Source organism: Klebsiella sp. BIGb0149, assembly GCF_004362605.1.
GTDB classification, from domain to species: domain Bacteria; phylum Pseudomonadota; class Gammaproteobacteria; order Enterobacterales; family Enterobacteriaceae; genus Klebsiella; species Klebsiella terrigena.
On record NZ_SNYG01000007.1, the window covers coordinates 138,207 to 159,471 of the forward strand.

The window sequence follows — 21,265 nt, forward strand, 5'->3', positions numbered from 1 at the left end:
GCTTCAGCGGGTCAATCTTGCGGTGCAGACGCTAGCTTTGCGTCACCGGTTTACTGGTTCTGAGCGGGGTGGGGTCGTCGTCGTCCGCCGATTTGTTCTTCAGTACGGTCCAGATGACGACGGCGCCCAGCAGGTCGAAGACCGCCAGCACGGCAAACAGCGGGCTAAAGCCGATGGTGTCCGCCAGCGCGCCGACCACCAGCGCAAACATGGTGCTCGCCATCCAGGCCGCCATACCGGTCAGGCCGTTAGCGGTCGCCACTTCATTACGACCGAAAACGTCGGAAGAGAGCGTAATCAGCGCCCCGGACAGCGCCTGGTGAGCAAAGCCGCCGACGCACAGCAGGGCGATAGCCACGAACGGGCTGGTGAACAGGCCAATCATACCCGGGCCAATCATCAGGACGGCGCCCATGGTGACGACCATTTTACGCGAGACGATCAGGTTGACGCCAAACCAGCGCTGGAACAGCGGTGGCAGGTAGCCACCTACGATGCAGCCGAGGTCAGCGAACAGCATCGGCATCCATGCGAACATGGCGATCTCTTTCAGATTAAAGCCATACACTTTAAACATGAACAGTGGGATCCACGCGTTGAAGGTCCCCCAGGCCGGCTCCGCAAGGAAGCGCGGCAGGGCGATACCCCAGAACTGACGGTTGCGCAGGATCTGCCACGGCGACATCTTCTTACCGTTGTTGGTCTGATGCTGAGACTCCTGGCCGCCGATGATGTAGTCGCGCTCTTCGCTGGTTAATTTTTTCTGGTCACGCGGGTGCTTATAGAACACCAGCCACGACATGGCCCATGCGAAGCTCAGGACGCCGGAGATGATGAACGCCATCTGCCAGCTGTGCATCACAATCGCCCAGACCACCAGCGGCGGCGCGATCATCGCCCCGATCGATGAGCCAACGTTGAAATAGCCAACGGCAATAGAGCGCTCTTTGGCCGGGAACCATTCCGAACTGGCCTTCAGCCCCGCGGGGATCATGGCGGCTTCAGCGGCACCCACGGCGCCACGCGCCAGGGCTAATCCGCCCCAGCTGCCTGCCAGCGCCGTTGAGCCACAGAAAATAGCCCAGGCGATAGCGAAGAAGGCGTAGCCAATTTTGGTACCCAGAATATCCAGCACGTAGCCCGCAACAGGCTGCATAACGGTATAAGCAGCCGAGTAGGCCGCGATGATATAGGAATACTGTTGGGTGGAGATGTGTAACTCTTCCATCAGAGTTGGCGCAGCCGCAGCCACAGTGTTACGCGTCAGGTACCCCAGCACGGTGCCCAATGTCACCAGTGCGATCATATACCAACGTAACCCTTTAATTTTACGCATGTAAAACCTCATCGTTTATTTTATATCCGCAGCGTGTGCGGCCATCTTCAGTTCTGTAACAGAGATGAAGAGGGAGAACGGAGGGCTCAGGGTGGGAAACCCGTATGGCCCGAACCTTGCCATCAATCGTTATGTTTAATCCGGCATCCATACCGTTCAATCCGATGCCTGTTGTCATCGGTAATACATTCCGTCGGTTCATATGTTTCGACGAAAGCAAGATAACTTGTCATACAACTTCAAAGGTTGAGTGCCGTCACAAAAGTGGGAAAGTTTATGGGGGTATTATTCTCTGCGAGCAAAGCCAGTACTGGCGCGGCCTGGGGAAGCTTTTACTCCTTTGGCGGTAATTTTTTTGTCAGCGTTTATTGATCTAACTCACGAAAAAGATTTCAGCCTCTGGAAATTGGTGTGATAACTTTGACAGCATGATAGTCAATCATCTGAAGGGCTCCCCAAAGGGGCGAAGAGGAAAAGAAAATGACACCGTTTATGACTGAAGATTTTCTGCTTGATACCGAATTTTCCCGCCGTCTGTACCATGACTACGCCAAAGATCAGCCGATTTTCGACTATCACTGCCATCTGCCTCCGCAGCAGATTGCCGAAAATTATCGTTTTAAAAATCTGTATGACATCTGGCTGAAAGGCGATCATTACAAATGGCGCGCGATGCGCACTAACGGCGTTGCTGAACGCCTGTGTACCGGCGATGCGTCGGATCGCGAGAAGTTTGCCGCCTGGGCCGCCACCGTGCCGCATACCATTGGCAACCCGTTATACCACTGGACGCATCTTGAGCTGCGTCGTCCTTTTGGTATTACAGGTAAGGTGCTGTCTCCGACTACCGCCGATGAGATCTGGGATCGGTGCAACGCGCTGCTGACGGAGGAGCGTTTTTCTGCCCGCGGCATCATGCAGCAGATGAACGTGAAAATGGTCGGGACCACCGACGATCCGGTTGATTCGCTGGAACACCACGCGGCGGTGGCAAAAGACGCGAGCTTCACCACCAAAGTTCTGCCGAGCTGGCGTCCGGATAAGGCGTTTAATATCGAACAGGCGACCTTTGGTGACTACATGGCGACGCTGGGCGAAGTCTCCGATACCGATATTCGCCGCTTTGCCGACCTGCAGTCTGCGTTAACGAAGCGTCTCGATCACTTCGCGGCTCGCGGCTGTAAAGTCTCTGACCACGCGCTGGACGTGGTGCTGTTTGCCGAAGCCAGCGAGGCCGAGCTGGATAGTATCCTCGCCCGCCGCCTGACCGGCGCCGTCCTGAGCGAGCGCGAGGTCGCGCAGTTCAAAACCGCCGTGCTGGTGTTCCTCGGCGCAGAGTACGCCCGCCGCGGCTGGGTACAGCAGTACCACATCGGCGCGCTGCGTAACAATAACCAGCGTCAGTTCAAGCTGTTAGGGCCAGACGTTGGCTTCGACTCCATCAACGATCGGCCGATGGCGGAAGAGCTGTCGAAGCTGCTGAGCAAGCAGAATGAAGAGAACCTGCTGCCGAAAACCATCCTCTACTGTCTGAACCCGCGTGATAACGAAGTGCTGGGTACCATGATCGGCAACTTCCAGGGCGAGGGGATGCCGGGCAAGATGCAGTTCGGCTCCGGCTGGTGGTTCAACGATCAGAAAGATGGCATGGAGCGCCAGATGACCCAGCTGGCTCAGCTTGGCCTGCTGAGCCGCTTCGTCGGCATGCTGACCGATAGCCGCAGCTTCCTGTCCTACACGCGTCATGAATATTTCCGCCGCATCCTGTGCCAGATGATCGGTCGCTGGGTCGAAGCGGGCGAAGCGCCGGCGGATATTCAGCTGCTGGGCGAGATGGTGCAAAACATCTGCTTTAACAATGCGCGTGATTACTTCGCCATTGAACTGAACTAAGACCAGAGGTCGGTTGATATGCAATACATTAAAATCCATTCGCAGGATAACGTCGCGGTGGCGTTGGCTGATATGGCGGCAGGCACGACGGTCACTATCGACGATGCGGTGGTGACGCTAAGCCAGGATATCGTCCGCGGGCACAAGTTCGCGCTATGCGGCATTGCGAAGGGAAAAAACGTCATTAAGTATGGTTTGCCTATTGGTCATGCGCTGGCGGATATCGCGCCAGGGGAGCATATTCACGCCCATAATACGCGGACCAACCTGAGCGACCTTGACGAGTATAGCTATCAACCGGATCTCGCCGAGCCGTCGGCGCAGCCCGCCGATCGCGAGGTGCAGATTTATCGTCGGGCTAACGGCGACGTCGGGGTGCGCAACGAGCTGTGGATCCTGCCGACCGTTGGCTGCGTCAACGGCATCGCGCGTCAGATCCAGAATCGCTTCCTGAAAGAGACCCAGGATGCGGAAGGCACCGACGGCGTTTTCCTCTTCAGCCACACCTACGGCTGCTCGCAGCTGGGGGATGACCATATCAACACCCGCACCATGCTGCAAAACATGGTGCGTCATCCCAACGCCGGCGCGGTGCTGGTGATTGGCCTCGGCTGTGAAAATAATCAGGTCGACGCCTTCCGGGAGACGCTGGGCGATTTCGACCCGCAGCGCGTGCGCTTTATGGTCTGTCAGGCCCAGGAAGATGAAGTGGAAGCGGGGATCGAACATCTCCACCAGCTTTATCAGGCGATGCGCCAGGACAAGCGCGAGCCGGGTAAGCTCAGCGAGCTGAAGTTTGGCCTCGAATGCGGCGGCTCGGACGGGCTGTCGGGGATCACCGCCAACCCGATGCTGGGGCGTTTTTCTGACTACCTGATTGCTAACGGCGGCACAACCGTACTCACGGAGGTGCCGGAAATGTTCGGCGCCGAGCGGCTGCTGATGAGCCACTGCCGCGATGAAGCGACCTTCGACAAGCTGGTTACCATGGTGAACGACTTCAAGCAGTACTTCATTGCGCACAACCAGCCGATTTATGAGAACCCGTCGCCGGGCAACAAGGCGGGCGGGATCACCACCCTCGAAGATAAGTCGCTGGGCTGCACGCAGAAAGCGGGCTCCAGCCAGGTGGTGGACGTCCTGCGCTACGGCGAGCGCCTGAAGGTGCACGGCCTGAACCTGCTGAGCGCCCCGGGCAACGATGCGGTGGCGACCAGCGCGCTGGCCGGCGCCGGCTGCCACATGGTGCTATTCAGCACCGGGCGCGGCACGCCTTACGGCGGCTTTGTGCCGACGGTAAAAATCGCCACCAACAGCGAGCTGGCGGCGAAAAAGAAACACTGGATTGACTTTGATGCCGGCCAGCTGATTCACGGTAAAGCCATGCCGCAGCTGCTGGAGGAGTTTGTCGACACCATCACCGAGATTGCCAGCGGCAGGCAGACCTGCAACGAACGCAATGACTTCCGCGAGCTGGCGATCTTTAAAAGCGGCGTCACCCTCTAATTTCCCCGTCGTTCTTCACGCCGTCACGGCGTTGGCTCCGTTGAGCGACCGGGAAGGTCTGAAATAAAGGGAAGGCGATGCAAAAACGGCGTATCAGATGATGATACGCCGTTTTGTTTTACAGGCCTTCACTGCCGCCGGGATTAGCCGCGCAGGGCGTTTTTCGCTAAACGCGCATCTTCCGCCTGGCATACCGCAGCGGTAAACATCACGTCGGTGGAGGAGTTAATGGCGGTTTCGCAGGAATCCTGCAGGACGCCGATAATAAAGCCGACGGCCACGACCTGCATGGCGATCTCGTTGGGAATACCGAACATGTTGCAGGCCAGCGGGATCAGCAGCAGCGAACCGCCCGCCACGCCGGAAGCACCGCAGGCGCACAGCGAGGCGACGACGCTCAGCAGCAGCGCCGTGGGAAGGTCAACCGGAATGCCCAGCGTATTTACCGCCGCCAGCGTCAGCACGGTAATGGTGATGGCCGCCCCGGCCATGTTCACCGTTGCGCCCAGAGGAATGGAGACGGAATAGGTATCGCGGTCGAGATTCAGCTTTTCGCATAGCGACATGTTCACCGGGATGTTGGCCGCCGAGCTGCGGGTAAAGAATGCCGTCACGCCGCTTTCGCGCAGGCACATCAGGACCAGCGGATAGGGATTCCTGCGGGTTTGCACAAAAACCAGCAGCGGGTTAACCACCAGCGCGACGACCGCCATGCAGCCAATCAGCACCAGCAGCAGCTGAGCGTAGCCCCACAGGGCGGAAAAACCGGTGGTTGCCAGCGTGGATGACACGAGCCCAAAAATGCCGACTGGCGCAAAGCGGATCACCAGCCTGACGATAAAGGTCACCGCATCGGAGAAATCATTGACCAGGTTTTTGGTGCTCTGGTTACCGTGACGCAGGGCAAAGCCGAGGCCAACCGCCCACACCAGAATCCCGATATAGTTGGCGTTGATAAGGGCATGAACCGGGTTCGCCACAATGCTCATCAGCAGGCCGTGGATAACTTCGACGATACCTGAAGGCGGGGTGATATCCGTGGCCCCTGTTGTCAGCTGCAGCGTAGAAGGGAAGACAAAGCTGAACAGCACCGCGATCAGCGCGGCGCTAAAGGTGCCCAGCAGATAAAGGAATAAAATGGGGCGAATATTGGTCTTTTGCCCCTGCTGGTGGTTGGCGATAGAGGCCATTACCAGCATCAGAACCAGTACCGGCGCGACGGCTTTCAGCGCCCCGACGAACAGCGTACCCAGCAGGCCAACGGCGATGGCGGCAGGTTTTGACACCAGCGCCAGCAGCACGCCGAGAACCAGACCCAGTAAAATTTGTTTCACCAGGCTACCCTGGGACAGGCGCTTCAGCAGGCCCGATGGGGGAGTGTGAGTCGTCATGATTTATTCCTTCCAGTGATGTTGCTGTCCGTTCCGGGGCGTATTATTTGTTACGTTTATGTCCGGATGTAAGTAAATGTTTGCCTGGTTGAGTATACGGAAACAGTGCGAGGGAGGAAGCGTAAAATGCTGCTAATTGCGGCGAGATCTGATTTTTTAACTGTATTTTAACGGTTTTGTGACATTGGTAAAATAATGCGCGATGAAGGCGAAGGGCCGGGGGAAAAGGAGACTCCATCCGGCCCATGAGCGGCTTACTGCAGCCGCTTTTTCTTATCGTGTTGCTGGTTGACCCAGGCGTTAATCAGCAGCGTCAGTGCCAGAATCCCGCCTACCGTACCGAGCGAAACGCCGATCGGGATATGGTAGAAATCGACGATCAGCATCTTGATACCGATAAAGACCAGAATGATCGACAGGCCGTATTTCAGCATCGAGAAGCGTTCCGCCACGCCTGCCAGCAGGAAGTACATCGCGCGCAGGCCGAGGATCGCGAACAGGTTCGAGGTCAGGACGATAAACGGATCGGTGGTGACGGCGAAAATAGCCGGAATGCTATCGACGGCGAAAATGACGTCGCTTATCTCCACGAGGATCAGCACCAGCAGCAGCGGCGTGGCGAACAGCACGCCGTTTTGCCGGGTAAAGAAGTGCTCGCCCTCAATTTTGTCGGTCATCCGCAGGTGGCTGCGGATCCAGCGTACCAGCGGCTTATCGCCGATGCCGGAATCATCCTCTTTCGCCAGCGCCATCTTCACCCCGGTAAACAGCAGGAACGCGCCGAAGATATAGAGCAGCCACTCAAACTGGGAGATAAGCCAGCTGCCGGCGAAAATCATCACCGTACGCAGCACGATCGCCCCCAGAACTCCGTATACCAGCACCCGACGCTGTAGCGCAGGCGGGACGGCGAAGTAGCTAAACAGCATCAGCCAGACAAAGACGTTATCGACGGCCAGGGCTTTTTCGATCAGGTAGCCGGTGAGGAAGGCTAGCGCCTGCGGATCGGCGACCGCGCGCCCTTCGGTTTGTACCAGATACCACCAGAAAGCGGCGTTAAAGAGGAGGGAGAGCGTGACCCACAAAATTGACCAGCCCGCGGCCTGCTTCATGGTCATGCTATGCGCACCGCGACGTCCCTGAAGCAGCAGGTCGATAGCCAGCATGATCGCTACGACAACAGCGAATCCGCCCCATAACAACGGTGTGCCGACACTATTCATTACGATATTCCTTACATAAAAACAAAACGGCTGACGTCGGAAGACGGCAGCCGCTGCGTGTTTATGCATAGACCTCGCCTTCCGGCAAGGTCTCACTTACAACGGTAAAAGAACTCGCCCACAGGACGCGGCCTTTTACCGTTGCCCGGCGACCGGATGCGCTTTAACACGCATCGTAATGACGATCCACCAGCAAGGAAGTTACTCCCCTTTGCGCGTAACAAAGTATTACAAGTCATAAATGGCGTCAATGGTCGCTGACGGCACCTTACACTCTTTTACGCCGCAGGCTGGCTGTCCGCCGGGAAAACGACCCCGGTCTGACGGCGGATCTCGCTCAGCAGCTTCGCCGTAATGCGGCTAACCTCCAGCCCCGGGTGAGTCACCTGATTGGCTTCAACCAGCCGGGCAAACTCTTCCGCTTCATACAGCATAGTATTGATATGCTGCGGCTGCGTCAGGTCCTGGGCTTTCCCGCCGCGCGGAATGAAGCACACCTTCTGGCATTCGGAGATTTTCTCGATAACCAGCGCGCCGGCCTCCCCCTGGATTTCACTCGGCAGCGTCGAGTCGCTCACTTTCGAATGGTGCAGGGTGACGTCGAAATCAGGATAGTTCAGCACCACCGTGCCCTGGGCATCGACGCCGCTCTCCAGCAGGCTGGCGCTGGCGTGGACGGCGCGCGGCTCGCCCCACAGCGCGACCGCCGAGGCCAGGCAGTAAAAGCCGATATCCATGATCGAGCCGTTAGAGAAGGCCGGATTGAAGGTGTTCGGGTTCTCGCCGTCGAGGTAGCGCTGATAGCGTGAAGAGTACTGGCAGTAGTTGATAAAGGCTTTATGCAGGCGGCCCACTTTGCTCAGCGACTGCTGCAGCAGCTGGAAGTTTGGCAGGCTGGCGGTTTTAAAGGCTTCGAACAGCACCACCTGGTTTTCCTTCGCGGCGGCGATAGCGGCTTCGGCTTCGCGGATATTGGAGGCCAGCGGCTTTTCGCAAATCACGTGCTTTTTATGCGTCAAAAACAGATGCGTTTGCGGGAAGTGCAGGGAGTTCGGGCTGGCGATATACACCGCGTCAACGGCGTCGCTCTGCGCCAGATCGTCCAGCGAGGTGAACAGGTGTTCCACCGGATAATCGTTAGCGAAATCCTGCGCCTGTTCAAGGCTGCGGGAGTAGATGGCGGTGAGCTTATACTTGCCGGTTTCATGGGCGGCATCGACAAACTGGCGGGTTATCCAGTTTGTGCCAACAACTGCGAAACGTATCATAAAGGTTGACGAACTCCGTGAAAGGGAACCTTTTGTCACTCTAGCATGCCATCATGACAAAACCAGTGCGCTACTGCGCAGAACGATTTAGCGAAAGGTGCGTTAGCCACAGGCGGGTATCAAACTCCAACTGGTGGTACTGCGGCTCCATATAGCAGCAGAGCTGATAGAAGGCTTTGTTGTGGTCCTTTTCCTTCAAATGCGCCAGCTCGTGAACCACAATCATCCGCAGAAAGGCTTCCGGCGCGTCGCGGAACACCGTCGCGACCCGAATTTCGGCCTTCGCCTTCAGCTTGCCGCCCTGCACGCGCGAAATGGCGGTATGCAGGCCGAGCGCGTTGTTCAGCACGTGGATCTTGCTGTCATACATCACTTTATTCACCGGCGCCGCGCCGCGCAAAAAGCGGGTTTTCAGATCCTGGGTATATTGATACAACGCCTTATCGTTGTTGACGTCGTGGCTCTGCGGATAGCGTTTTTCCAGCACCGCGCCAAGGCGCTGCTCGGCAATTAATGTGCGCACCTGGGAGAGTAAACTCTCCGGATAGCCCTGCAGGTAAGTTAGTTGACTCATCAAAGCCCCAAATAAAAAATAAAAAGGGTATACTCACGCACCCTTTTCAGGGATAACGCCAAAATTTTACCACTCAGGAGGGCCGATGAGCCACTTAGACAACGGTTTCCGTTCACTGACACTGAAACGTTTCCCGGAAACGGACGACGTTAACCCGCTGCTGGCGTGGGAAGCGGCGGATGAATACCTGCTGCAGCAGTTGGACGATACGGAGATTAACGGCCCGGTCCTGATTCTGAACGACACCTTCGGCGCATTGAGCTGCGCGCTGGCCGAACATACGCCTTACAGCATCGGCGACTCGTACCTCACCGAGCTCGCCACCCGCGAGAACTTACGCCATAACGATATTGCTGAATCCAGCGTTAAGTTTCTCGACAGCACCGCCGAATATCCGCAGGCGCCGGGCGTGGTGCTGATAAAAGTGCCGAAAACGATGGCGCTGCTGGAGCAGCAGCTGCGCGCGCTGCGCCTGGTGGTGACGCCGCAAACCCGCATTATCGCGGGAGCCAAGGCGCGGGATATCCATACCTCGACGCTGGAGCTGTTTGAAAAGGTGCTGGGCCCGACCACCACGACTCTGGCCTGGAAGAAAGCGCGCCTGATTAACTGCACCTTCAGCGCGCCCGCGCTGGCCGATGCGCCGGAGACCCTCAGCTGGAAGCTGGACGGCACCGACTGGACAATCCACAACCATGCGAACGTCTTCTCCCGTACCGGGCTGGATATTGGCGCACGCTTCTTTATTGAGCATCTTCCTTCCAACCTCGAAGGCGAGATTGTCGATCTCGGCTGCGGCAACGGCGTGGTTGGCCTGACGCTGCTGGAGAAAAACCCGCAGGCCAGCGTGGTATTTGTGGATGAATCGCCGATGGCCGTTGCCTCCAGCCGCCTGAACGTTGAAACCAACATGCCGGAAGCGCTGGACCGCTGCGAATTTATGATTAACAACGCGCTGTCGGGCGTGGAGCCTTTCCGCTTCAACGCCGTGCTGTGCAACCCGCCGTTCCACCAGAAGCATGCGCTGACGGATAATATCGCCTGGGAGATGTTCCACCACGCGCGCCGCTGCCTGAAGATCAACGGCGAGCTGTACATTGTGGCGAACCGTCACCTGGACTATTTCCATAAGCTGAAGAAAATCTTCGGCAACTGCACCACCGTCGCCACCAACAATAAGTTCGTGGTATTGAAAGCGGTGAAGGCGCGCAGGCTGCGCTGATTCACTGACCTGCCGGCGGCGGTTGCCCGCAAAGGCGCTGCGCCGCCGGGCGATCGTCGCTAAATCTCCAGCGCCAGTCGGGTTCCCTGGGCAATCGCGCGGCGGGCATCGAGCTCCGTCGCCACGTCGCAGCCGCCTATCAGATGCACCGTTTTCCCCGCTGCCCGCAGCGGATCCGCCAGCTCGCGCTTCGGCTCCTGGCCGGCGCAGATAATCACCCGATCGACGCTGAACAGCTGCGCTTCGCCGCCGATGGTTACGTGTAGCCCCTCATTGTCGATCTTCTGATAGCTTACCGACGGGATCATTTTCACGCCGCGAGCCAGCAGGGTGGCGCGGTGGATCCAGCCGGTGGTTTTGCCTAAGCCGTCGCCGGGTTTACCGGCTTTACGCTGGAGCATGACGATCCTGCGCGGGCTTTTCGGCTGCCGGGCGCCTTCCGCCCGCAGTCCGCCCGCGGTCTGCAGGCTGGTATCAATTCCCCACTCCTCGCAGAACCCGGCAATATCCTGGCTGGTGGCGGGCCCCGGCTGGCTGAGGTACATCGCGGTATCAAAGCCGATGCCGCCGCAGCCGATAATCGCCACGCTCTCGCCCACCGGCGCCTTATCGCGCAGCACGTCGAGATAGCTCAGCACCTTCGGATGAGTAATGCCGTCGATATCCGGCATCCGCGGCGCGATACCGGTGGCGAGGATCGTCTCGTCAAACGCCATCAGCCGATCGGCGTCGATCGGCGTATTCAGCCGCAGATCGACGCCGGTCAGATCCAGCATCCGCCGGTAGTAGCGCAGGGTTTCATAGAACTCCTCTTTGCCGGGGATCTGCTTGGCGATATTAAACTGGCCGCCGATCTCCTTTTGCGCGTCGAACAGCGTCACATGGTGCCCGCGCGAGGCGGCGTTGACGGCAAAGGCCAGCCCGGCGGGGCCCGCGCCAACCACCGCCAGCCGTTTCGGCGCGGCGGCGGGGATGACCGGCATCAGGGTTTCGTGGCAGGCGCGCGGGTTAACCAGACAGGAGGTCACTTTACCGACGAAGATCCGATCGAGGCAGGCCTGGTTGCAGCCGATGCAGGTATTGATCTCATCCGCCCGGCCGCTTTGCGCTTTCGTCAGGAATTCACCGTCGGCGAGGAAGGGGCGGGCCATCGATACCATATCGGCGTCGCCGCGGGCGAGGATCGCCTCCGCCACCTGCGGATCGTTAATTCTGTTGGTGGTGATGAGCGGAATCGACACCGCGCCTTTCAGCTTGCGGGTCACCCAGCTAAAGGCGCCGCGCGGCACCGGCGTGGCGATGGTCGGAATGCGCGCCTCGTGCCAGCCGATGCCGGTGTTGATAATCGTCGCTCCCGCCGCCTCAACGGCTTTTGCCAGCGTAATCACTTCCGGCAGAGTGCTGCCGTCGTGCACCAGATCGATCATCGACAGGCGATAAATAATAATAAAGTCGTCACCCGCGCGCTGGCGCACGGCCCGCACGACCTCGACGGCAAAGCGCATGCGCTGAGCGTAGTCGCCGCCCCAGCCGTCGTCGCGGTGGTTGGTGCGCGCGGCGAGAAATTCGTTGATCAGGTAGCCTTCCGAGCCCATTACTTCGACGCCGTCGTAGCCTGCTTCCCGCGCCAGCTGGGCGCAGAGGGCAAAATCGTCGATCAGCTGCAGAATTTCGTCGTGGCTCAGGGCATGCGGGGTAAAGCGGTTAATGGGGGCCTGCAGCGGCGAAGGGGCCACCAGCTGCGGCTGGTAGCTGTAGCGGCCGGTATGCAGGATCTGCAGGGCGATTTTGCCGCCTTCGCGGTGAACCGCGTCGGTAATGTGCCGGTGATGCGCGAGGTGGCTGGCGTCGTTGAGCACCGCGCCGCCGGCCATAGTAACGCCGGAGGCGGCAGGCGCCACACCGCCGGTCACAATCAGCGCGACCCCGTGACGCGCGCGCTCGGCGTAAAAGGCCGCCAGCCGTTCCGCGCCGTCGGCGTGTTCCTCCAGCCCGGTATGCATGGAGCCCATCAGCACGCGGTTTTTAAGCTGGGTAAAGCCCAGGTCGAGCGGAGCGAATAACGACGGATAGTGGCTCATAATGGCTTCCAGTGACGAATATGTAACATTATTGTTATGTGGTCGGATGAGTTACTAATTTAGCCGTCGTGGGAAAAAAGGGAAAAGGGGAGTGCGGCGATTGTGATGGGATTCAAAGAATGATGCGCGGCGCCGCGCCATCGGCTCTCTGCGATGGCGCGGTAGCCGGTGGGCTACGTCCGCTGGCGAGGCGCTGTCGGAGAGAGCCCCGGCGCCTGCCACATGGAAGTGGTCAGCCCGCTGTCCACCAGCCCGAGCTGGTCGGCGTAGACCGACTGCCATTTGCTCATCATCTCCTGATAGAGCTCGCGGTGCGCTGGATCAGGGGTAAACACCCGATGCCAGCCCACCAGCTTTTCACCCGTCGCCGCCATATCGTCGAACAGCCCGGCGCCGGTTCCGGCGGCGATGGCGCAGCCGAGGGCGGTGGCCTCACGCACCACCGGGACGCGCACCGGCAGGCCGGTGACGTCGCTGAGGATCTGGCTCCACAGCGCGCCTTTCGAACCGCCGCCGGCGAACACCAGGCTATCGAAGGTGACCCCCGAGAAGCGGGAGATTTGCGCGAGATTGCAGGCGGAGACGATCGCCGCATTCTCTTCCAGCGCGCGGAACAGGGTCGCCTTATTGCACTTTTCCGGGTCGATGGAGAGGTTAATAAAAGACGGCGCGGCGTGGTACCACTGCTTAAAATGCATCGCATCGGAGAAGATCGGCATCACCCCGTGAGAGCCGGCGGGCACCCGGCTGGCCATCTCCTCCAGCAGGGAGTAAGCGTCAACGCCGAGGCGCTCAGCCACCAGCTTCTCTTCGGCGCAGAAGGCGTCGCGGAACCAGCGCATGGTGAGGCCGGTAAAGAAGCTAATCGACTCCGCCTGGGCCATGCCGGGAATGACGTGGGGATTGACGCGAATATTCATCTCCGGGTCGGTACGCGGCTGCGGCAGGTTGACCACCTGCTGCCAGAAGGTGCCCCCCAGCACCGCGGTTTGCCCCGCGCGTACCACCCCGAGGCCGAGGCAGCCCAGCTGCACGTCGCCGCCGCCCATCACCACCGGCGTGCCAGCCCGCAGCCCGCACTGCTGCGCCGCGGCGTCGGTGACCGCTCCCAGCAGCGTGCCGGTCTCTTTCACCGGCGAGAGGATATCGGCGCGCAGCCCGGCCATATCCAGCAGCGCCGGACGCCAGTCGCGGCTGAAGAGATCGAGCATCCCGGTGGTGCCGGCGTTGGACGGGTCGACGGCCAGCTCGCCGGAGAGTTTTGCCGCCAGCCAGTCGCTGATCATGGTGACGGTGGCCGCCTGGCGATAGATATCCGGGCGATGGTGGGCCAGCCACAGCAGGCGCGGCATGGCGCTGAGCGCCAGGGTTTGGCCGGAAACCTCATACACTTCGGACTCAAAGCGGAAATCGTGGATCTCTTTGAGCTCCGCCACCTCGCGGCTGGCGCGCGCATCGACGTTGGCACAGGCCCAGATGGCCTCGCCGTTGCGGTCATATAAAACGATCCCTTCGCGCATTGAGCAGCAGGCGACGGACTGAATATCCGCCGCGCTGAGGTGAGCGGCGGCGAGCGCCTGGCGGATGCACTGGCAGGCCAGCTGCCAGTTGGTGATCAGGTCGAACTCCATCGAGCCGGGGACATTTTCCACGCTCAGGTGCTTCCATTCGGCCTGGCCGACCGCCACCTGGCGCCCCGCAAGATCGAAAACCACCGCCCGAATGCTGCCGGTCCCGGCATCTAACGCTAACAGGTAACTCATGACATGCGCCTCGCTGGTGTTGCGCGGCGCAGGGCCATCAGGAGGCCAGCGTGAGCACCGCGCGTGCTGTTGTCTCTTCCGTTACCAGGCCATTAATCCGCTTGCCGATCAGAGCCGCGTAAATCGCCTGCGCTTTTTCCGTTCCTCCGGCAACGCCGACGATAGTTGGCAGCTGCGCCAGCTCGTCGAGGGTCACGCCGAGCAGTTCCCGGTGAATTTCCAGCCCCTCAACCCGCCTGCCGTCGGCCTGCAGGAAATAACCCAAAATGTCGCCTATCGCTCCTTTGCGGGCGTACATCAGCTGTTCGCCTTCGCTGATATAGCCGGAGCGCAGGATGGTGGCGTCGCGGCGCTGGTCGATAGCCCCGATGCCCACCACCGCCGCATCCGCCGCGGTGGCGGCGAGGATCACGTCGCGCACGCTCGACTCGCGACGCAGGATCTCGGCGACGTCGGCGGAGGAGACCCGCAGCGGCGCCGGAATAATGCTGACGCTACAGGCGGCGTCCAGCTGGCCGATGCCGGTCATGTAAGGGCCCACGCCGCCGGAAAGGGTCACCAGCCGCACCTGCTGAGAGCTGATAAAGCCGCTCAGATGCTGCAGGCAGCTCATGGTCGCCTCGCCGAAACCGACCGCCAGCAGCTGCCCCGGCGCCAGCACGCCCATCAGCGACTGCGCCGCGCCGATCCCCAGGCGGGTGTTCATCGGCGGGGTATTCAGCGCCGGAAGCACGCGCGCAATCTTGAGGTCGAAACGCCGCTGCAGCTCGGTCTCCAGCGCCAGGCAGCCTTCGTAGCGGGAGTTGATCTGCACGCGGATCACCCCGGACTGGCGGCCTTTCTCCAGCAGCCGGGAGATCTTCAGCCGCGGCAGCCCCAGGCGTTCACCAATGTCGTTCTGCGTCAGGCCGTCGTGGTAGTAGCACCAGGCCACCCGCGCCACCAGCTCTTCCTCGGCTAACGCCAGCCCGGCGTAGCGGCTCTCTTCCGTAATGCGTTTTTCGCTCATAAAGTGAACTCTTATAAAAATTTAGATCATATGTTCGCTATTGCACGGTCGGAAAATGTGAGCCGGCCGGCAAAACCGATCTTTGGCTGTTCGCTGGTTTTGTCCAAACGATCTAAAGCATAAAACTGTGATCCTCGCACGGTTGTAAATATAGTTCAGGGTCTACGCTTTTGAACATTATTAAATTAAAAAATCATTTGTTCAAACCGAGGCGTGATAATGAAGCCACTGCTTGAAGCCCGCCAAATCTGCAAACAGTTCTCCGGCATTAGCGTGCTGAAGGCGATTGATTTCACGTTATTTTCCGGCCAGGTACATGCCCTGATGGGCGGCAACGGCGCCGGGAAATCGACGCTAATGAAGATTGTCGCCGGCGTAGAAACCCCCGACAGCGGCGAACTGGCCCTAGGCGGCAGCACCTTTACGCGTCTGACCCCCGCGCTGGCCCATCAGCAGGGCGTCTATCTGGTGCCGCAGGAGCCGATGCTGTTTCCCAACCTGACGGTGCGAGAAAACATTCTGTTCCGTCTGCCGAAGCGCGCCGATAGCGCCGCGCAGCTGCAGGAAAAGCTGCAGCAGCTCAGCTGCCAGCTGAATCTCGACGCGGCGGCCAGCACCCTTGAGGTGGCGGATCAGCAAATGGTCGAGATCCTGCGCGGCCTGATGCGCAAAGCGCAGATCCTGATCCTCGACGAGCCCACCGCCTCCTTAACGCCGGGCGAAACGGCGCGTCTGTTTTGCCAGATCCGCGCGCTGCAGGATCTCGGCGTCGGCATCGTCTTTATCTCGCACAAGCTGCCGGAGATCCGCCAGATCGCCAGCCACGTCTCGGTGATGCGCGACGGCGCGGTGGTGCTGAGCGGGCATACCGCCGACTACAGCGACAATCAGCTGGTGAGCGCCATGACGCCCGTCGACCGGGAGCACGCCCTCAGCGATACGCAGAAGCTGTGGCTGGCGCTGCCGGGCAACCGACGTACCCAGCCGCAGGACTTCCCGGTGCTGCGGGTGGAGGATCTCACCGGCGAGGGTTTTATCGATCTTAGCCTCGAGATCTACGCCGGGGAGATCGTCGGCCTCGCCGGGCTGGTGGGATCCGGACGCACCGAATTTGCCGAAACCCTTTACGGCCTGCGGCCGCCGCGCGCGGGGCGGGTCTGGCTGGAGAACCGCGATATCAGCAACGCCAGCACCCGGTCGCGGCTGGCCGCCGGGCTGGTCTATCTGCCGGAAGACCGCCAGGTTTCCGGGCTGTTTCTCGACGCGCCGGTGCGCTGGAACACGGTGATGTTTAACCAGCCGTCGCTGTGGCAGCAGAATAAACGCGAGGCGGCGGTGGTGGAGCGCTATCACCGGGCGCTGGGGATCAAATTTGCCGATAGCGACCAGCCGGTGCGCACCCTCTCCGGCGGTAACCAGCAGAAGGTGCTGCTGGCGCGCTGCCTTGAGGCCAACCCGCTGCTGCTGATCGTCGACGAGCCGACGCGCGGCGTGGACGTTTCCGCCCGCGCCGATATCTACCAGCTGCTGAAAAGCGTCGCCGCGCAGAACGTGGCGGTGCTGATGATCTCCAGCGATCTGGACGAGTTCGTTGGCCTGGCCGACCGGGTGCTGGTGATGCATCAGGGCCGACAGAGCGGCGAGCTGGCGCGCCGGGCGGTGACCGTTGAACGCATGATGACGCTGGCATTTGGAGGCGCGGCATGAAAACGTTATTGAAAAATCGCGAACTGAGCGCCTTTCTCGCCATCGTGGTGCTGTTTGCCGGGCTGGTGGCGCTCAACCCGGCCTACTTCAGCCTGCAGACCCTGGGCATGATCTTCGCCAGCTCGCAGATCCTCTGCCTGCTGGCGCTCGGGGCAACGCTGGTGATGCTGACCCGCAACATCGACGTTTCCGTCGGCTCCACCGTCGGCCTGAGCGCCATCGCGGTGGGCGTGGCGCTCAACGGCGGCTATGGCCTGACGGCGGCGATTGCGTTTGCGCTGGCGATTGGCGCCCTGGCGGGGGCCTTTAACGGCCTGCTGGTGGTGGGTCTGCGTATTCCGGCGATTGTCGCCACCCTTGGCACCCTCGGGCTGTATCGCGGGGTGATGCTGCTGTGGACCGGCGGCAAATGGATCGAAGGCCTGCCGGATAGCCTCAAGTCGCTTTCGGAACCGGCGTTTATCGGCGTCTCGCCGCTGGGCTGGCTGGTGCTGGCGCTGCTGCTGGCCGGGGCCTGGATGCTGTCGCGCACCGCCGCTGGCCGCGATTTCTACGCCGTCGGCGATAATCTCACCGCCGCGCGCCAGCTGGGCGTGGCGGTCAACCGCACGCGGATGATCGCTTTCACCCTTAACGGCATGCTGGCCGCCTGCGCCGGCGTCGTTTTTGCCGCCCAGATTGGCTTTGTGCCCAACCAGACCGGCAGCGGGCTGGAGATGAAGGCCATCGCCGCCTGCGTGCTCGGCGGTATTTCCCTGCTCGGCGGCACCGGGACGCTCATCGGCGCGTTTCTCGGCGCCTTCTTCCTTACTCAGATTGATACCGTGCTGGTGCTGCTCAGGCTCCCGGCGTGGTGGAACGACTTTATTGCCGGCCTGGTGCTGCTCGGCGTGCTGGTGCTCGACGGGCGGCTGCGCCAGGCGCTGAGCCGCCACCAGCGGGCGCTGAAATATGCCCGCTTTCAGCCCGGTAATAAGGGGGGAAAGGGCGTGGCCCCGTTCACAAAGCGTAAAAACAAAGAGGTGGCGTGATGAAGCTCAGCTGGGAAAGCGCGCTGCTGGCGCTGCTGGTGGTGGAAATTTTGCTGTTCGGGGCCATTAACCCGCGGATGCTGGATATCAATATGCTGCTGTTCAGCACCAGCGATTTTATCTGTATCGGCATTGTGGCCCTGCCGCTGACGCTGGTGATCGTTAGCGGCGGGATCGATATTTCGCTCGGCTCGACCATCGGCCTGTGCGCCATCGCGCTGGGGGTAATGATGCAGGCGGGCTGGCCGCTGGGGCTGGCCATTCCGCTCACCCTGGCGCTCGGCCTGCTGTGCGGGCTGATTAACGCGGCGCTGATCCACTACACCGGCATCAGCCCGCTGGTGATCACCCTCGGCACCCTCTACCTCTACGGCGGCGGGGCGCTGCTGCTCTCCGGCATGGCGGGCGCGACCGGCTATGAAGGGATTGGCGGCTTCCCCGACGCCTTCACCGCCTTCGCCAACCTGACCCTGTTGGGCCTGCCGCTGCCGCTGGTGCTGTTTATCGTCATCACCTTTTTCTTCTGGCTGCTGGCCCACCGCGGGCGCTTTGGCCGCCACCTGTTTCTGCTCGGGCAAAACCCGCGCGCCGCGCGCTATGCCGCGCTGTCGGTGAACGGCATGCCGTACGTGCTGTATGGCCTGGTGGGCGTGGCCTCGGCCATCGCCGCGCTGGTGATGGTCTCCTATTTTGGCTCGGCGCGATCGGACATCGGCCGCGATCTGCTGATGCCGGCGCTGACCGCCGCGGTGCTTGGCGGGGCGAATATCTACGGCGGGTCAGGTTCCATTATCGGCACGGCGCTGGCGGCGCTGCTGGTGGGATATTTACAACAAGGTTTACAGATGGTCGGCATCCCCAACCAGGTGTCGAGCGCGCTGTCAGGGGCGCTGTTGGTTGTGGTGGTGATGGGGCGCTCGCTGAGCCTGCACCGTGAATGGGTGCGAATGACCTGGCGACGCCTTTCTCGCGCATAAAACAATCGGAGCATAAACATACGATGAAAACCAAACGAATCCTGCAAACGAGCGCCCTGGCGCTGGCGCTGAGCGTGGCGACCGCCCAGGCCGCAGACCGCATTGCCTTTATTCCTAAGCTCGTCGGCGTGGGCTTCTTTACCAGCGGCGGCAACGGCGCCAAAGAGGCGGGCAAGGCGCTGGGGGTCGACGTGACCTACGACGGCCCGACCGAACCGAGCGTCTCCGGCCAGGTGCAGCTGATCAACAACTTCGTCAACCAGGGCTACAACGCGATTATCGTCTCCGCCGTGTCGCCGGACGGCCTGTGTCCGGCGCTCAAGCGCGCGATGCAGCGCGGCGTGAAGGTGCTGACCTGGGACTCCGATACCAAACCCGAATGCCGCAGCATCTATATCAACCAGGGCACCCCGCAGCAGCTCGGCGGCCTGCTGGTGGATATGGCCTCGCAGCAGGTAACCAAACCGGCCGCTAAGGTGGCGTTCTTCTACTCCAGCCCGACGGTGACCGACCAGAACCAGTGGGTCAAAGAGGCCAAAGCGAAGATTGCCAAAGAGCACCCGCAGTGGGAAGTGGTGACCACCCAGTTCGGCTATAACGACGCCACCAAATCGCTGCAAACCGCCGAGGGCATCTTAAAAGCCTACCCGGATCTCGACGCCATTATCGCCCCGGACGCCAACGCGCTCCCGGCGGCGGCGCAGGCGGCGGAGAACCTCAAGCGTCAGGGGGTGGCGATTGTTGGCTTTAGCACCCCGAACGTTATGCGCCCGTACGTCGAGCGCGGCACGGTGAAGGCTTTCGGCCTGTGGGATGTGGTTCAGCAGGGGAAAATTGCGGTTAACGTCGCCGATCGTCTGCTGAAAAAAGGCGATCTTAACGTTGGCGACAGCGTGGAGGTAAAAGATATCGGAACGCTGAAGGTCGAGCCAAACAGCGTCCAGGGCTATCAGTATGAGGCGAAAGGCAACGGCATCGTGCTGCTGCCGGAGCGCGTGGTGTTCACCAAAGAGAACATCAACAACTACGATTTCTGACGGGGGATGAAATGGCAGATTTAGACGATATCAAAGAGGGGAAAAACTTTGGCCTGGACCGACCGCAGCAGAACGCGCTCTACGGGCTGAAGGGCTGCGGATCGCTGGAGTGGGGGATGCAGTCCCGGCTGGCGCGCATCTTTAACCCACAGAGCAACCGCACGGTGATGCTGGCCTTCGACCACGGCTATTTTCAGGGGCCGACCACCGGGCTGGAGCGGATCGATCTCTCCATCGCCCCGCTGTTTGCTGAGACCGACGTGCTGATGTGTACCCGCGGGATCCTAAGAAGCACGGTACCGGCGGCCACCAATAAGCCGGTGGTGCTGCGCGCCTCCGGCGGCAACTCGATCCTCAGCGAGCTTTCCAACGAGTGCGTGGCGGTGACGATGGAAGACGCGCTGCGCCTCAACGTCTGCGCGGTCGCGGCACAGGTCTATATCGGCAGCGAATACGAGCATCAGTCGATCGGCAATATTATTAAGCTGGTGGATGCCGGGAACCGTTACGGCATGCCGGTGCTGGCGGTTACCGGGGTCGGTAAAGAGATGACCCGCGACGCGCGCTATTTCTCACTGGCCAGCCGCATCGCCGCCGAGATGGGGGCGCAGTTCGTAAAAACCTATTTCGTTGAAGAGGGCTTTGAAAAAGTGACCGCCAGCTGCCCGGTGCCGATAGTGATCGCCGGCGGCAAAAAGCTGCCGGAGCAGGAGGCGCTGGAGATGTGCTGGCGGGCGATTGACCAGGGCGCGTCCGGCGTCGATATGGGGCGCAATATTTTCCAGTCCAGCGCGCCGCGCGCGATGCTGAGGGCGGTGAAGAAAGTGGTGCACGAGAATATGAGCGCCCGCGAGGCGTATCAGTTCTGGCAGGAGGAGAAGCAGGGGGAGCTGAAATGAACGTGACGCTGGTCGAAATCAATATCAAGCCGGAGCGGGTGCACGAGTTTCTCGACGTCTTTCGCGCGAACCATGAAGGGGCCCTGCAGGAGCCGGGCAACCTGCGCTTCGACGTCCTGCAGGACCCGGAGGTCAAGACGCGGTTCTTTATCTATGAGGCCTATAAAGATGAGGACGCGGTGCTGGCGCACAAAAAAACGCCGCACTACCTGGCCTGCGTCGAGAAGCTGGATGAAATGATGTCGCAGCCGCGGCAGAAGCGCAGCTTTGTGGGCCTGCTGCCGGAATAGCATCGGAAAGCTGAACGGCAGGCGTAAAAAAGCCCGGTGAATATCGCTTCCACCGGGC

The 21,265-nt window shown here is 60.6% G+C and carries 15 protein-coding genes and 2 pseudogenes; 9 read left to right on the forward strand and 8 right to left on the reverse strand.

From position 1 onward, the window contains the following. Positions 1-31 precede the first annotated feature (31 nt). Positions 32-1,336, reverse strand: a complete 1,305-nt coding sequence (locus tag EDF75_RS21970; RefSeq protein ID WP_133600864.1) for an MFS transporter — start codon at positions 1,334-1,336, stop codon at positions 32-34. Positions 1,337-1,816: 480 nt separating this feature from the next. On the opposite strand from EDF75_RS21970, the gene uxaC reads away from it, so the two are divergent. Next, positions 1,817-3,229, forward strand: a complete 1,413-nt coding sequence (gene uxaC / locus EDF75_RS21975) for a glucuronate isomerase (RefSeq protein WP_133600865.1) — start codon at positions 1,817-1,819, stop codon at positions 3,227-3,229. Between the two features lie 18 nt (positions 3,230-3,247). Further along, on the forward strand, positions 3,248-4,735 hold the full coding sequence (locus EDF75_RS21980; RefSeq protein WP_133600866.1) for a UxaA family hydrolase: 1,488 nt from the start codon (positions 3,248-3,250) through the stop codon (positions 4,733-4,735). Positions 4,736-4,878: 143 nt separating this feature from the next. Here EDF75_RS21980 and sstT read toward each other — a convergent pair whose 3' ends face one another. The 4 genes from sstT to EDF75_RS22000 form a co-directional block, all read right to left on the reverse strand. After that, positions 4,879-6,126: a serine/threonine transporter SstT gene (gene sstT / locus EDF75_RS21985; protein WP_133600867.1), complete on the reverse strand. Its 1,248-nt coding sequence runs from the start codon at positions 6,124-6,126 to the stop codon at positions 4,879-4,881. A 254-nt stretch (positions 6,127-6,380) separates the two neighbouring features. Then, complete coding sequence (locus tag EDF75_RS21990) at positions 6,381-7,349, reverse strand: TerC family protein (RefSeq protein WP_045856722.1); 969 nt, start codon at positions 7,347-7,349, stop codon at positions 6,381-6,383. A gap of 278 nt (positions 7,350-7,627) precedes the next feature. Further along, entirely contained in the window at positions 7,628-8,617 is a 990-nt protein-coding gene (locus tag EDF75_RS21995) for a Gfo/Idh/MocA family protein (protein WP_133600868.1), read from the reverse strand. Positions 8,618-8,687: 70 nt separating this feature from the next. Next, complete coding sequence (locus tag EDF75_RS22000) at positions 8,688-9,191, reverse strand: M48 metallopeptidase family protein (protein ID WP_133600869.1); 504 nt, start codon at positions 9,189-9,191, stop codon at positions 8,688-8,690. A gap of 85 nt (positions 9,192-9,276) precedes the next feature. Here EDF75_RS22000 and rlmG point away from each other — a divergent pair, with 85 nt between their 5' ends. Then, complete coding sequence (gene rlmG / locus EDF75_RS22005; protein WP_045856727.1) at positions 9,277-10,413, forward strand: 23S rRNA (guanine(1835)-N(2))-methyltransferase RlmG; 1,137 nt, start codon at positions 9,277-9,279, stop codon at positions 10,411-10,413. Between the two features lie 59 nt (positions 10,414-10,472). Here the strand turns inward: rlmG and EDF75_RS22010 are convergent, their stop codons facing one another. From EDF75_RS22010 to lsrR, 3 genes and pseudogenes are all read right to left on the reverse strand, one after another. Then, the gene (locus EDF75_RS22010) at positions 10,473-12,494 is read right to left on the reverse strand and encodes an NADPH-dependent 2,4-dienoyl-CoA reductase (RefSeq protein WP_133600870.1); all 2,022 of its coding nucleotides are present in this window, start codon (positions 12,492-12,494) and stop codon (positions 10,473-10,475) included. A gap of 112 nt (positions 12,495-12,606) precedes the next feature. After that, positions 12,607-14,257, reverse strand: a pseudogene (gene lsrK, locus EDF75_RS22015) (autoinducer-2 kinase). Between the two features lie 37 nt (positions 14,258-14,294). Next, complete coding sequence (gene lsrR / locus EDF75_RS22020; protein ID WP_045856735.1) at positions 14,295-15,266, reverse strand: transcriptional regulator LsrR; 972 nt, start codon at positions 15,264-15,266, stop codon at positions 14,295-14,297. Positions 15,267-15,485: 219 nt separating this feature from the next. On the opposite strand from lsrR, the gene lsrA reads away from it, so the two are divergent. The 6 genes and pseudogenes from lsrA (at position 15,486) to lsrG (ending at position 21,207) form a co-directional block, all read left to right on the forward strand. Then, the gene (gene lsrA, locus EDF75_RS22025) at positions 15,486-16,973 is read left to right on the forward strand and encodes an autoinducer 2 ABC transporter ATP-binding protein LsrA (RefSeq protein WP_133600872.1); all 1,488 of its coding nucleotides are present in this window, start codon (positions 15,486-15,488) and stop codon (positions 16,971-16,973) included. Beyond that, on the forward strand, positions 16,970-18,004 hold the full coding sequence (gene lsrC, locus EDF75_RS22030; protein WP_133600873.1) for an autoinducer 2 ABC transporter permease LsrC: 1,035 nt from the start codon (positions 16,970-16,972) through the stop codon (positions 18,002-18,004). The genes lsrA and lsrC overlap by 4 nt, the downstream gene beginning before the upstream one ends. Further along, positions 18,004-18,997 (forward strand): annotated as a pseudogene (gene lsrD, locus EDF75_RS22035) (autoinducer 2 ABC transporter permease LsrD). The gene lsrC and the pseudogene lsrD overlap by 1 nt, the downstream one beginning before the upstream one ends. 7 nt (positions 18,998-19,004) lie before the next feature. Next, positions 19,005-20,018: an autoinducer 2 ABC transporter substrate-binding protein LsrB gene (lsrB, locus tag EDF75_RS22040; protein WP_133600875.1), complete on the forward strand. Its 1,014-nt coding sequence runs from the start codon at positions 19,005-19,007 to the stop codon at positions 20,016-20,018. An 11-nt stretch (positions 20,019-20,029) separates the two neighbouring features. Then, positions 20,030-20,917 (forward strand): 3-hydroxy-5-phosphonooxypentane-2,4-dione thiolase, encoded by an 888-nt coding sequence (lsrF, locus tag EDF75_RS22045; protein ID WP_133600876.1) that lies wholly within the window; start codon positions 20,030-20,032, stop codon positions 20,915-20,917. Further along, complete coding sequence (gene lsrG, locus EDF75_RS22050) at positions 20,914-21,207, forward strand: (4S)-4-hydroxy-5-phosphonooxypentane-2,3-dione isomerase (protein ID WP_045856747.1); 294 nt, start codon at positions 20,914-20,916, stop codon at positions 21,205-21,207. Before lsrF ends, lsrG begins: the two co-directional genes overlap by 4 nt. Positions 21,208-21,265: the final 58 nt, after the last annotated feature.

Excerpts from the sequence above, each read along its gene's own strand:
- uxaC (WP_133600865.1), top strand. The coding sequence starts at position 1,817 with ATGACACCGTTTATGACTGAAGATTTTCTGCTTGATACCGAATTTTCC.
- lsrB (WP_133600875.1), top strand. The coding sequence starts at position 19,005 with ATGAAAACCAAACGAATCCTGCAAACGAGCGCCCTGGCGCTGGCGCTG.
- lsrA (WP_133600872.1), top strand. The coding sequence starts at position 15,486 with ATGAAGCCACTGCTTGAAGCCCGCCAAATCTGCAAACAGTTCTCCGGC.
- EDF75_RS21970 (WP_133600864.1), bottom strand. The coding sequence starts at position 1,336 with ATGCGTAAAATTAAAGGGTTACGTTGGTATATGATCGCACTGGTGACA.
- lsrF (WP_133600876.1), top strand. The coding sequence starts at position 20,030 with ATGGCAGATTTAGACGATATCAAAGAGGGGAAAAACTTTGGCCTGGAC.
- lsrG (WP_045856747.1), top strand. The coding sequence starts at position 20,914 with ATGAACGTGACGCTGGTCGAAATCAATATCAAGCCGGAGCGGGTGCAC.
- sstT (WP_133600867.1), bottom strand. The coding sequence starts at position 6,126 with ATGACGACTCACACTCCCCCATCGGGCCTGCTGAAGCGCCTGTCCCAG.
- EDF75_RS21990 (WP_045856722.1), bottom strand. The coding sequence starts at position 7,349 with ATGAATAGTGTCGGCACACCGTTGTTATGGGGCGGATTCGCTGTTGTC.
- EDF75_RS22010 (WP_133600870.1), bottom strand. The coding sequence starts at position 12,494 with ATGAGCCACTATCCGTCGTTATTCGCTCCGCTCGACCTGGGCTTTACC.
- lsrR (WP_045856735.1), bottom strand. The coding sequence starts at position 15,266 with ATGAGCGAAAAACGCATTACGGAAGAGAGCCGCTACGCCGGGCTGGCG.
- rlmG (WP_045856727.1), top strand. The coding sequence starts at position 9,277 with ATGAGCCACTTAGACAACGGTTTCCGTTCACTGACACTGAAACGTTTC.
- lsrC (WP_133600873.1), top strand. The coding sequence starts at position 16,970 with ATGAAAACGTTATTGAAAAATCGCGAACTGAGCGCCTTTCTCGCCATC.
- EDF75_RS22000 (WP_133600869.1), bottom strand. The coding sequence starts at position 9,191 with ATGAGTCAACTAACTTACCTGCAGGGCTATCCGGAGAGTTTACTCTCC.
- EDF75_RS21995 (WP_133600868.1), bottom strand. The coding sequence starts at position 8,617 with ATGATACGTTTCGCAGTTGTTGGCACAAACTGGATAACCCGCCAGTTT.
- EDF75_RS21980 (WP_133600866.1), top strand. The coding sequence starts at position 3,248 with ATGCAATACATTAAAATCCATTCGCAGGATAACGTCGCGGTGGCGTTG.